Here is a 12,788-nt window from a genome sequence, read left to right as displayed (position 1 = left end):
AATGGATGCCGGCCGGCACGCAGAGCGGCACGAGGAACCGCTGATACGTACCGGCCGACGACCCCACGACCCAGGAGATGCGGCGGACCTGACATCATGGGGTAACTGATCGGCTTGGGAGCGTAAGACCTCCCCTGCATAAGAACATCGGCGAGATGCAGAAGAAAATCAATGAAATCTTAAAGCTTGGTTCGCTTTGATACAGTCATGGTTAACAAGATCCATGAAGTGCAGCCCGATTCGGGAGAAATTGCGGCGCTTTTCTGCCGTAAGTTGCCAGATATCGCTGCAGGATCGCACAAGCGCGTGATGACGTGCCGTAGCACTGTGACACGCCTTGATGTCAATTCCGCGACGGCCCACGTCCCCTATCTGCGATTCGCCGGCAAATGGACTCAGGCCGCGGCACCCACCACCTGGTTTCGCCCGTTGCGCTTGGCCTGGTAGAGCGCCGTATCCGCACGTTTGAGGAAGCTGTCGGCTGTTTCGCCGGCCGGGTCGAGCATCGCAATCCCCATGGACGCGGTAATCGTCAGCTCCTTGCTGCGATCCTGCAACAGGAAGGGCGTCGTCTCGATGCTCGCGCGAAGGCGCTCGGCAATGGTGCTTGCGGTGGCTGCATCCGTGTCCGGCATGACCAGCACGAACTCCTCGCCGCCGAATCGGCATGCGAGATCGGCGCCGCGGACGGTGCTGCGAAGACGTCGGGCAAATTCGCGCAGCACCTCGTCTCCCGCATCATGGCCATGCGTGTCGTTGACGATCTTGAAGCGGTCGATATCGGTGACGCAGATCGACAGGCTGCGGCCGCGCTTCATGGCGCGTTCGATCAGAAGCTTGAGGTGATTGTCGAGGTAGCGGCGGTTGTGAAGCCCCGTGAGGCCATCGGTGATGGCCAGTTCGATGGTCTGGTGGACGCTGAGGCGCAGGCGATCATTGCACTGCTTGCGGCGGATCTGCGTGAGCGAGCGCGCGATCAATTCGTTCGGATCGATCGGCCGCATGATGTAGTCGGTCACGCCGAGATCGAGCGCGCGCACCACGAGATCTTCGGCCCCCTGCTCGGCCACCAGAAGAATCGGGATATAGCGCGTCCGTTCCAGCGAGCGCAGCTGCGAGCAGAGCCGCAGCGGGTCGTAGTCGTCGAAATTCGCATTGACGATGACGAGGTCGAAGGGCTGCTCCGCCGCTTCGAACAGGGCTGCCTGCGGGTCGCTCATGATCGTCAGGCCGGCCACGGGCTTAAGGGCGCGGGCGATACGGTCCTGCGAGCTGGCACGCGCATCTACGAGCAGGATGTTGCCCGGCTCGTCGGGGCGTTCGGCGTTCGAAAGATCCTCGAAGCCGACGCTCTTTGCCGTTTCGGCGCGCAGGCGCAGTTCGTCGCTGACGTTCTTCAGGCGGACGAGGCTTTTGACCCGCGACATCAGCTGCAGATCGTTGACGGGCTTGGTCAGGAAATCGTCTGCGCCGGCCTTCAGGCCGCGCACCCGGTCGGAAGGCTGGTCGAGCGCGGTGACCATGACGACCGGAATATGCGCCGTCTTCGGGTTTGCCTTTAACCGCTCGCAGACCTCGAAGCCATCGATGCCGGGCATCATGATGTCGAGGAGGATGATATCGACCGGGCGGCTGTCGCAGATGGCAAGCGCCTGATAGCCATCGGAGGCCGTGAGGACGTCGAAATATTCCGCCACGAGCCTCGCCTCCAGCAGTTTGACGTTTGCCGGTATGTCGTCGACGACGAGAATGCGTGCGGTCATGCGGTCCGTCCTGTCCTATCGCCCTTCGCCCTGCTGGGCCCGAATCGCCCGGTGCGAGGGGTTACATGATCACTCGAGCGCACCATCATGGCGGCTGCGTCGCGGCAATCGCAAATGTCGGTCAACCATCGCCAAGATAGGTCTTGATGGTCTCGATGAATTTCGGCACGGAAATCGGCTTGGAGACATAGGCCTCGCAGCCACCCTGCCGGATCCGCTCTTCGTCGCCCTTCATGGCGAAGGCCGTGACGGCGATGACGGGGATGACGTGGAGTTCGTCGTCTTCCTTCAGCCATTTGGTCACCTCGAGGCCGGAGACCTCCGGCAGCTGGATGTCCATGAGGATCAGGTCGGGCCGGTGCTTGCGCGCAAGATCCAGTGCCTCCAGTCCGTTTCGGGTCTGGATGGTCGTGTAGCCCGATGCCTCGATCAGGTCGCGGAAGAGCTTCATGTTCAGCTCGTTGTCCTCGACGATCATTACCTGTTTCGGCATATCAGAACCTTCCCGCGTGTACGGCCGTGGCCGGGGGTCATTCCGCCAGCTGCAAGACGAGCATTCGCGCATGACTGGTGAAGAGTTAGGCCTATTTGGTTGAAAAAAAGGTAATCATAGGCCAGAAAAGCCGACGTGTTGCGGAATAGGGTGAAAACAGTGACGACAGCGGATGAGACCGCCATTGCCGTGCTCGGCTGGCTTGCGAGCGAGCCCGAGCTTCTCGGCCGCTTTCTGGCGCTGACGGGCACCGATCCGACCGGTCTGCGCGGCGCCGTCGGCGATCCGGGCTTCATGGCCGGGCTGCTCGATTTCGTCATGGATCACGAGCCGACGCTGATGCAGTTCTGCGAAGCCACGGGAACCAAGCCGGAAACGGTGGCGCGCGCGCATGCGGCCCTCTCCGGCTTTCGCGGCGATACGGGCAGCGCATGACCAGTAAGACCATCGATCCGCAGACCCCTCTCTGCTTCGACCACATAGAGCTGACCGACCGGCCGCTGATCGTCTGCGATATCGACGAGGTGGTCCTCGAATTCGTGACACCGTTTCAGAATTTTCTGAAATCCGGCGGACGGGAGCTTTTGCCCCGGTCGTTCCGCCTGCACGGCAACATCGTGCAGCTGGAGACCGGCGAACCCGTGCCGGACGCGATGGTGCCGACGTTGCTGGAGGACTTCTTCCTGACGCAGGATGTGTGGCAAACGCCCGCTTCGCAGGTGGCGGAGACGCTCGCCGATCTCTCGAGCGACGCCGACATCGTCTTCCTCACGGCCATGCCGCCCCGCCACACGGAGGTGCGCCGGCGGCTGCTCGACCGGCATGGGCTCTCGGCCTATCCGCTGCTGGCGACCGAGGCGCCCAAGGGTCCCGTCGTCAAGCAGCTTCATGACGCGCGCGATGTCCCCGTGGCCTTCATCGACGACATTCTGCGCAATCTGGAATCCGTGCGCGAGCACGCGCCGGATTGCCTGTTGATCCGGCTGATGGCCAATGCGGAATTTCTGGCGATGGCACCCGCACCGACCCAAGGTATCGAGAGCGCCGAGAACTGGGACGACGCCGCGCGGATCATCCGACAACATTTCCTACGCTGAGGGCATCGCGCGGCTGAAACAGCACTCCCTTTGCCTTCGGACGTTTTCCACAGGGTTCACGTTTTGGTGATCGGAATACCGGTTTCGATGTTTCATTCCGCACCAGCCGGCAAAGCTTCCTTAAATCTCTTTTCGTAGCCTTCACCCTGTTCGAATGATCCGGATGGTGTCGATGGTTTTGCGTTCTACTCTCGGACTCGGGCTTCTGTTGCTCGCTCTCGCCAGCACGACGGCGGTCGCCGCCGATGGAACCTCGCCGCTACAGATCGTGGTGTCCAAGGACAAACAGTCTCTGGTCGTCTATGATGGCGACACGGTGGTCGCCACCTCGAAGGTCTCCTCCGGCAAGCGCGGCCATGAGACGCCGACGGGTATCTTCTCCATTCTCGAAAAGCGCCGCTATCACGAATCGAATATCTATTCGAACGCACCCATGCCGTTCATGCAGCGGCTGACATGGTCCGGCATCGCGCTTCATGCCTCCAACAGCGTGCCCTCCTACCCCGCGTCCCATGGCTGCGTGCGGCTGCCGAATGCCTTTGCAAAGTCGCTCTACAAGATGACGGAGCGCGGATTGCACGTCGTGATTTCCGATCGCCAGATCGCGCCACAGCCGGTGTCGCACAGCTTTCTCTTCCAGCCTTCCGAGCCGGAACCGCAACTGCTCTCGGATGCGACGCTGCGTCCCGCCATGTCGCAGATCCCGAGCGGCAACGTGGAAGTGGCGATGAGCGAACCCGCCGTCACAACCCCAACGGCATCCGTCGCCCGCGCCGAAGACGATCGTGAGCCGATTCGCATCCTGATCACCCGCCGCGGTGCGCGCGAGCTCAACCTCGATGTGCAGGCGGCACTCAACGGTCTCGGCTACGATGCCGGCGTGCCGGATGGCGCGCTGGGCAGCCGATCCATCGCCGCCATCCGCGCATTCGAACTGGCAGAAGGCCGCGAGCCCAAGGGGCGGGTAACGCCGGAGCTGGTGGACGCGCTCTTCAAGAAAGCCAATCTGCCCCCACCTGCCAACGGGCAACTTCTGGTTCGCCGCGAATTTACGCCGCTCTTCGAAGCGCCGGTGACGATCACGGAGCCGGAGATCGCGCTCGGCGCCCATTTCTACCAGTTCCAGGATGTCGATGCGACGACGGGAAAGGGCAACTGGTTCTCGCTGTCTCTCGACAACGTCATCCCCAAATCCATGAAGACCCGGCTCGGGATTACCTTGGACGATGACGCGCTCGCCTATAACGCGGCGACGCGCGTGCTCGATCGCATCCAGATGACGGTGGAACTGCGCGAGCAGGTCGAGGACGTCCTTGCGCCCGGCTCATCCCTCACCGTCTCCGACATGGGCCTCGGCCCGGAAACCGGCCGCGGCACGGACTTCGTGACGATCACGCATCCCGCGAAGGGGTGAAGCGAACGTCCCTTCCCGATACCCGACACGGTGTAGAGGCAGGCCTGCTTCCCCGAGCGAACTCGTCGTCAGGTCGATAAGACCCTACGAGATCAGCTCGACATCGATCACCCCGGGGGCCGTCTTCAAGGCCGCCGCGATCTCGGCTGAGATGCGGTACTTATCGCCCAGTTCCACTTCGATCTCGCGCTGGCCATTGTCCTTGACGATGATGAAGGACACCTGCCCGTCACCCTTCGTGTTCAGATGCGTGGCGACGGAGCGCAAGGGGCCGCTGTCGCGGACATAGACGCGCAACGCCTTCTGCATCTGGAACGAGCGCTCCTCCAACGATTGCAGCGTCTGGATCCGCAAGCCGATCCCTTCCGGGCGCTCCTCCGCCTGCACGGTCAGCACCAGAGACTTTCCGGGCTCCAGCAGATCGCGATATTGCTGCAGCATTTCCGAGAACAGCACGGCTTCGAACTGGCCGGACGAATCGGAGAAGGTGACGATGCCCATCTTGTTGCCGGTGCGCGTCTTGCGCTCCTGCTTGGACGTGACGGTGCCGGCGAGACGTCCGGCGGTATTGCCCTTCTTCACCGACAGAGCGAAGTCGGCGAAGGTCTGGCACCGGATCTTCGCCAGCAGGTCGTTATAGGTGTCGAGCGGATGGGCCGAGAGGTAGAAGCCGAGCACCTGGAACTCGCGCTGCAGCTTCTCCGACGCCAGCCATGGCGTGAAATCCGGCAGGCCGATCTTTTCCGGACCCGTCGCGGCACCCGCGCCGAACATGTCGTGCTGCCCCTTGAGCCTGTTCTCGTTGGCGAACTGGGCAAACCCCAGGATCCGGTCCAGACCCGCGACCAGCGCGGCCCGGTCATAGCCGAAACCATCGAAGGCGCCGGCGCAGATCAGGCTCTCGAACACGCGGCGGTTCAATAGCTTCGGATCGATGCGCAGGCAGAAATCCTCGAGGCTCGCAAAGGGCGTGTCGCCCCGCACCGCCACGATATGCTCGACGGCCGCCTCGCCGACACCTTTCAGCGCCGAGAGCGAATAAAAGATACGATTGTCGCCCGTCTCGAAGCGGCGGAACGAGGTCTGCACCGAGGGGGGAACCACGGTGATGCCGAGCCGGCCGGCATCCTGGCGGAAATCGACCAGCTTCTCGGTATTCGCCATGTCGAGCGTCATGGAAGCTGCCAGGAACTCGACCGGATAATGCGCCTTCAGATAGGCCGTCTGGTAGGAGACGATGGCATAGGCCGCCGCATGGCTCTTGTTGAAGCCGTAATTGGCGAACTTGGCCAGCAGGTCGAAGATCATGTCGGCCTGCGGCTTCGACACGCCGTTCTTGACGGCGCCGTCCACGAAGCGCGCGCGCTGCATGTCCATCTCCGCCTTGATCTTCTTGCCCATGGCGCGGCGCAGAAGATCGGCCTCGCCGAGCGAGTAGCCGGAGAGGACCTGGGCGATCTGCATCACCTGTTCCTGGTAGACGATGACGCCCTGCGTTTCCTTCAGCAGGTAGTCGATGGTCGGATGGATCGATTCGATCTCCTCCTCGCCATGCTTTCGCGCATTGTAGACGGGGATGTTCTCCATCGGGCCCGGGCGATAGAGCGCGACGAGCGCGATGATGTCCTCGATGCAGTCGGGCCGCATGCCGATCAGCGCCTTGCGCATGCCGGCACTTTCCACCTGGAATACGCCGACCGTGTCGCCCTTGGAGAGCATCTCATAGGTCTTGGCGTCGTCGAGCGGCAGCGCTTCCAGCGCCACATGGATGTCGCGCTTGGCGATGAAGTCCACGGCCGTCTTCAGGACGGTGAGCGTCTTCAGGCCGAGAAAGTCGAACTTGACGAGGCCGGCCTGCTCGACCCATTTCATGTTGAACTGCGTCACCGGCATGTCGGAGCGTGGATCGCGATACATCGGCACCAGCTTCGACAGCGGTCGGTCCCCGATGACGATGCCGGCGGCATGGGTCGATGCGTGGCGGTAAAGCCCCTCGATCTTCTGGGCGATGTCGAGCAGGCGGCCGATCACCGGTTCCTTGTCGACCTCTTCCTGAAAGCGTGGCTCGTCCTCGATCGCCTTGGCGAGCGTCACCGGGTTGGCCGGGTTGTTCGGCACCATCTTGCAGATCTTGTCGACCTGACCGTAGGGCATTTCCAGCACGCGGCCGACGTCGCGAAGCGCGGCGCGTGCCTGCAGCGATCCGAAAGTGATGATCTGCGCCACCTGCTCGCGGCCGTACTTGGCCTGCACGTAGCGGATGACCTCTTCGCGACGGTCCTGGCAGAAGTCGATATCGAAGTCGGGCATCGACACGCGTTCCGGGTTGAGGAAGCGTTCGAACAGCAACGAGAAGCGCAGGGGATCGACGTCGGTGATCGTCAGCGCATAGGCGACGAGCGAGCCCGCGCCCGAACCGCGGCCGGGACCGACCGGGATGTCCTGCAGCTTCGCCCATTTAATGAAGTCGGCAACGATGAGGAAGTAGCCTGGGAACTTCATGCGCTCGATGACGCCGAGTTCGAAATCCAGCCGCTCGCGATAGTCCGTCTCGCTATAGCCGGGGGACAGGCCGAGCTTATGCATCCGCTCGTCCAGACCTTCGATGGCCTGACGGCGCAGTTCGAGCGATTCCGCCCGTTCTGCCTCCGCCGGATCGTCGGAGGCGCCGGTGAAACGCGGCAGGATCGGAGCACGCGTCTTCAGCACGAAGGTGCAGCGCCGCGCGACTTCGATCGTGTTGTCGAGCGCCTCCGGCAGATCGGCGAAAAGCTTCGCCATTTCCTGCCGGCTCTTGAGGTAATGGTCCGGAGTCAGGCGGAAGCGGGTATCGTCCGACACCATGGCATTGTGCGCCACCGCCATCAGGGCGTCATGCGCATCATAGTCGCCCGGCGTCGGGAAGAAGGGTTCGTTGGTCGCGACCAGCGGCAGTTCCAGCCGGTAGGCGAGATCGATCATCCGGTTCTCGTGCCGCTTGTCGTAGCGCCCGTGGCGCTGCAGTTCGACATAGAGCCGATCACCGAAAAGCTCCATCAGGCAACGCGCCCGGGCCTCGCCAAGCGCCATTTGACCCGAGCGGATCGCGATGTCGATCGGCCCACCGGATGCCCCCGTCAGAGCGATTAGGCCGTCGGTCCCGATTTCCTTCAGCCAGGACAGGCAGATGCGAACGCTCTGGTTAGCCTCCCCGCCGAGATAGGCGCGACTGACGAGATCGACGAGATTGACATAGCCCGCATCCGTCGCGGCGATTAGCACGATGGCGGGAAGCTTGGCGAGGTGCTGGGCATGCCCCCGCTTCTCGCCCTCGACCTCATCCTCCATGTCGAGCGACAGCTGGCAGCCGATCAGCGGCTGGATGCCGTCGTCCATGCATTTTAGAGAGAATTCCAGCGCCGCGAACAGATTGTTCGTGTCGGCGATGCCAATGGCAGGTTGGGCGTCGGACACGGCCTTGCCGATGATCTTCTTGATCGGCAGGGCGCCTTCGAGAAGCGAGAATGCCGAATGGGTTCTCAGATGGACGAACTGCGGCGCCGGCTTGTCGCCATTGCCTGTCCCGCCCGCAAAGCTTGCGCCCGCATCCGCCATAGCTCACTCCGACTCTCGCATGAGATGAAAGCATACGCTCTTCACGCTGGCGAAGCGACAACGGCGTCGCGTTTCTCCCCCGGAACTTGCCGAGAGAGACCCGAGCCGTCTCAGAGACCGAGAAGAAGAATAGAGAAGCTGGCAATGAACATGGCAATGGAGGTCAGTGCGGCGAGATCACGAAGGAAGTCGGACATGGCATGCTCCTTTTGGTTCTGTTCATTTTATGTTCTATTTTCGTTCCTGTTTCAAGCTCTGAATCTGATGGATGGTTAACAATTTTCGATGGGAGAGTTGGAACATCCGGGCACTGCCGCTGCGCGACACCTGCCCTGGATGATTGCATGGTGATGCGACGAAGGTTCCCGCGACGCGCCCAAGCAAGTCGCGCCGGGGCCGTACGCGCCAGTCGTTGAGGACGAGGATCAGAGGCGATGACCCCAGGCGTCAGGCGAGTTCGACGACCTTGCCGTCCTGGAGCGTGATGCGGCGGTCCATCTTGGACGCCAGATCGTAATTGTGCGTGGCGATCATCGCGGCAAGGCCGGATTGCTTGACCAGGGCCTTCAGCGCTTCGAAGACATAGCCGGCCGTCTCGGGGTCGAGATTGCCGGTGGGCTCGTCCGCCAGTAGCACGAAGGGCGCGTTCGCCACGGCGCGGGCAATGGCCACACGCTGCTGCTCGCCGCCCGACAGTTCGGATGGCCGGTGTTCGGCACGGTGGCCGATGCGCATGTAGTCGAGCAAAGCGGAGGCGCGTTCGCGCGCTTCCTTCTTGGAGAGGCCGGCGATCAGCTGCGGCATCATGATGTTCTCGACGGCCGTGAATTCCGGCAGTAGGTGATGGAACTGGTAGACGAAGCCGATCTCGTTGCGGCGGATAGCCGTGCGCTCCGGATCGCTCAGCGAGCCGCAGGCCCGGCCATTGATCGAGACCTCGCCGGCATCGGGCCGCTCCAGAAGGCCGGCCAGATGCAGCAGCGTCGATTTACCAGTGCCAGACGGCGCGACCAGCGCCACCGTCTGCCCACCGAGCAGCCGGAAGTCCGCACCCTTCAGGATCGAGAGCGCCTGTTCGCCCTGGCTGTAATGGCGCTCGACGCCGGAAAGCTCTAGTGCCACGCGAGGGGCCATCATATCGTTCCTGTCACTCGTAACGCAGCGCCTGGACGGGATCCAGTCGCGAGGCCCGCCAGGCGGGGAAGATGGTTGCCAGGAACGACAGTCCGATGGCCATGCCGACAACCGCGACGGTTTCGCCGAGGTTCATGTCGGCCGGTAGCTGGCTGAGGAAGTAGAGTTCCGGATTGAAGATCGTCGTGCCCGAGATCCAGGAGAAGAACTGGCGGATCGATTCGATATTGAGACACACGACGACGCCGAGCGCGACGCCGGCCAGCGTGCCGACGATGCCGATGGCCGCGCCCGTCATGAAGAAGATGCGCATGACGGCGCCGGACGAGGCCCCCATGGTGCGCAGGATGGCGATGTCGCTGCCCTTGTCCTTCACCAGCATGATCAGGCCGGACACGATATTGAGCGCCGCCACCAGCACGATCAGGGTGAGGATCATGAACATGACATTGCGCTCGACCTGAAGCGCGGAGAAGAAGGTCTTGTTGCGGTCGCGCCAGTCGCTGATCAGCACCTGCCTCTGGGCCGCGTCTTCCACCGGCTGGCGCAGGCTGTCGACGAGATCGGGATTCTCCACGAACAGTTCGATGGACTGGGCGATGCCTTCGGCGTTGAAGTAGAGCTGGGCTTCCTCGAGCGGCATAAAGATGATCGACGCGTCATATTCCGACATGCCGATCTCAAAGATGGCCGAAACGGTATAGGACTTCACGCGTGGATTGACGCCCATCGGCGTTACATCGCCTTCGGGTGCGACGAGCGTGATCGTGCTGCCGGCCTGCAGGCCGAGCTGGTCGGCCATGCGCGAGCCGATCGCCACGCCGCCGCCGGCCGCATAGCCGGTGAGGTCGCCGGATTTCAGATGATCGGAGACCGACTTCATCTTCAGGAGATCGTCGGCCCGCACGCCGCGCACCAGCGCGCCCGTGCCCGCCCCGCCGGGACCGGAAGCCAGCGTCTGACCCTCGATCATCGGGATTGCCATGGTGACGCCCTTGATACCGGAGAAGCGCGTGGCGAGATCGGCGTAGTTGTCGAGCGGGCCATCCAGCGGCTGCACGATCATGTGACCGTTGATGCCGAGAATGCGGGAGATGAGCTCCGTACGAAACCCGTTCATCACCGCCATGACGATGATGAGCGTGGCAACGCCGAGCATGATGCCGATGAAGGAGAAGCCGGCGATGACGGAGATGAAGGCTTCCTTGCGGCGCGAGCGCAGATAGCGCCAGGCGACCAGCCGCTCGAAGGTCGAGAACGGGCGGCTGGATGCGGATTTCGCCGACTTGTCGCCCGACGGCGTTTCCTTCGGCGGCGCGCCCTTCGAGGCTGTCTTCAGTCCGGCCTTGGGCGGCGTTGCCGATGCCTTTGCCGGTTTCGGGTCCGTGGAAGCGGCGCTCATGCCTGGTCCTTATTTCGCAGCGGTCAGCTTGTTGATCGCAGCTTCGATGGTCATGGTCTCGCGCGCACCGGTCTTGCGGTCCTTCAGCTCGACCTCGCCCGCCGCAACCGCCCGGGGTCCGGCGATGATCTGCGTGGGCACGCCGATGAGATCGGCGGTTGCGAACTTGGTGCCCGCGCGGTCGTCGGTGTCGTCGTACAGTGTGTCGATGCCGGCCTTGGAAAGGGCCGCGTAGATCCTCTCGCAGGCCGCGTCGCAGGCGGCATCGCCAGCCTTCATGTTGATGATGACGGCATCGAACGGCGCGACGGAAGCCGGCCAGATGATGCCGTTCTCGTCATGCGACGCCTCGATAATCGCCGGCACGAGGCGCGTCGGCCCGATGCCGTAAGAGCCCATATGGACCAGGTGTTCCTTGCCATCGGGACCCTGAACCTTGGCGCCCATGGGCTCGGAATATTTGGTGCCGAAATAGAAGATGTGGCCAACCTCGATGCCGCGGGCCGAAAGGCGCTCGCCTTCGGGAAGGGCATCGAAGGCTGCTTCGTCGTGCATCTCGGACGTTGCGGCATAGACCGACGTCCACTGGTCGAACACGGCCTGCAGGGCCGCGACATCATCGAAATCCGTCGTTTCCGCGGGGATATCGAAGTTCACGAAATCGCGGTGGCTGAACACTTCGGACTCGCCGGTGTCGGCCAGAATGATGAACTCATGGCTGAGGTCGCCGCCGATCGGGCCGGTATCGGCCCGCATCGGAATGGCGCGCAGGCCGAGCCGCGAGAAGGTCCGGAGGTAGGCGGTGAACATCTTGCGATAGGAATGCTCGGCGTCTTCCTTCGTCAGGTCGAAGGAGTAGGCGTCCTTCATAACGAATTCGCGCGAGCGCATGGTGCCGAAGCGCGGGCGGATCTCGTCGCGAAACTTCAGCTGGATGTGGTAGAGGTTCAGCGGCAGGTTCTTGTAGGACTTGACCGACGAGCGGAAGATGTCGGTGATCATCTCCTCGTTGGTCGGGCCGTAGAGCATCGGACGCTCCTGGCGGTCCTTGATGCGCAGCATCTCCTTGCCGTAATCGTCGTAGCGCCCGCTTTCCTGCCAGAGCTCCGCCGACTGAAGGGTCGGCATGGAGAGCTCGATGGCGCCAGCGCGGTTCTGTTCCTGGCGGATGATGCCGTTGACCTTGTCGAGCACGCGCTTGCCGAGCGGCAGCCAGGAATAGATGCCCTGGCTCTGCTGGCGGATCATGCCGGCGCGCAGCATCAGGCGATGCGAGACGATCTCCGCTTCCTTGGGGTTTTCCTTCAGGATCGGCATGAAATAGCGGGACAGACGCATGAACGGGTTCCGGAGTGGCGCCTTCCGTTTAAGCACGGATTCGGGCGAAATGAGGTTTGCTTACGGCCTGTGCCTTGTGCGGGGCCGTATGGACGAACGGCGGACGATGCGATCCGATCTTTCGAATCCCGCAACATCCACGCTGGAGGTCTTAAACGCTTCGCGGCGGGATGAAAACCCGTGTGGGGCCGAGTGGCGCGCAGAGCCTGTGGCATAGGCAACCTGCCCGCTTTCTGCGACAGATCGAAGCAGGAAAAGGGAGCGCGAGTAACGGCAAATGACCTCTTCGTGTCAATGAATATTTTTTGCTGGACTGTAGCATAAATGCAAAAAAACCTGATGACACCTGCGCTGTTTTGGGTTAGTTTCAGCACACAAAACAGGCAGGAAGATTAAATTCTTGTCGACGTCGCGGAAAAAGTCTTGGGAGGATCAGATCTTAGGCGCGGTCATACGCAGCCACCGGTAACGGTTACGGGTCACGCGATTGCTTAGAAAACAAGGCTTTTAGCCTTGTTTTTTTTTGGCTTTTGGACATGGGTTCCGGATAAGG

9 protein-coding genes are annotated in these 12,788 nt (G+C 62.3%); 3 read left to right on the top strand and 6 right to left on the bottom strand.

Features of this window, described 5'->3' with window-relative positions:
- Positions 1-395: 395 nt before the first annotated feature.
- Positions 396-1,763, bottom strand: coding sequence for a PleD family two-component system response regulator (locus G8E10_RS05300; protein WP_110799538.1), 1,368 nt, complete (start codon positions 1,761-1,763; stop codon positions 396-398).
- Between the two features lie 121 nt (positions 1,764-1,884).
- A complete protein-coding gene (locus G8E10_RS05295) occupies positions 1,885-2,256 on the bottom strand; it encodes a response regulator (RefSeq protein ID WP_062468369.1) in 372 nt (123 codons plus the stop codon).
- A gap of 159 nt (positions 2,257-2,415) precedes the next feature.
- On the opposite strand from G8E10_RS05295, the gene G8E10_RS05290 reads away from it, so the two are divergent.
- The 3 genes from G8E10_RS05290 (at position 2,416) to G8E10_RS05280 (ending at position 4,767) form a co-directional block, all read left to right on the top strand.
- Entirely contained in the window at positions 2,416-2,691 is a 276-nt protein-coding gene (locus G8E10_RS05290) for a DUF3572 family protein (RefSeq protein ID WP_110732527.1), read from the top strand.
- Positions 2,688-3,353, top strand: coding sequence for a hypothetical protein (locus G8E10_RS05285; protein ID WP_167127621.1), 666 nt, complete (start codon positions 2,688-2,690; stop codon positions 3,351-3,353). The genes G8E10_RS05290 and G8E10_RS05285 overlap by 4 nt, the downstream gene beginning before the upstream one ends.
- Positions 3,354-3,531: 178 nt before the next feature.
- Positions 3,532-4,767 (top strand): L,D-transpeptidase family protein, encoded by a 1,236-nt coding sequence (locus tag G8E10_RS05280; protein ID WP_425530823.1) that lies wholly within the window; start codon positions 3,532-3,534, stop codon positions 4,765-4,767.
- A gap of 84 nt (positions 4,768-4,851) precedes the next feature.
- On the opposite strand, the gene dnaE is transcribed toward G8E10_RS05280, so the two are convergent.
- The 4 genes from dnaE to proS form a co-directional block, all read right to left on the bottom strand.
- A complete protein-coding gene (dnaE, locus tag G8E10_RS05275) occupies positions 4,852-8,361 on the bottom strand; it encodes a DNA polymerase III subunit alpha (protein ID WP_167127615.1) in 3,510 nt (1,169 codons plus the stop codon).
- Between the two features lie 447 nt (positions 8,362-8,808).
- Complete coding sequence (locus tag G8E10_RS05270) at positions 8,809-9,495, bottom strand: ABC transporter ATP-binding protein (protein WP_110799542.1); 687 nt, start codon at positions 9,493-9,495, stop codon at positions 8,809-8,811.
- 13 nt (positions 9,496-9,508) lie between these two features.
- Positions 9,509-10,897: a lipoprotein-releasing ABC transporter permease subunit gene (locus tag G8E10_RS05265; protein ID WP_165910664.1), complete on the bottom strand. Its 1,389-nt coding sequence runs from the start codon at positions 10,895-10,897 to the stop codon at positions 9,509-9,511.
- A 9-nt stretch (positions 10,898-10,906) separates the two neighbouring features.
- Entirely contained in the window at positions 10,907-12,235 is a 1,329-nt protein-coding gene (gene proS / locus G8E10_RS05260) for a proline--tRNA ligase (protein ID WP_167127612.1), read from the bottom strand.
- Between the last annotated feature and the right edge of the window lie 553 nt (positions 12,236-12,788).

This window comes from Ferranicluibacter rubi (assembly GCF_011603255.1).
Taxonomy (GTDB): Bacteria; Pseudomonadota; Alphaproteobacteria; order Rhizobiales; family Rhizobiaceae; genus Ferranicluibacter; species Ferranicluibacter rubi.
The sequence above is the reverse complement of the archived record's forward strand: the minus strand, read 5'-3'. Positions and strand labels throughout refer to the sequence as shown.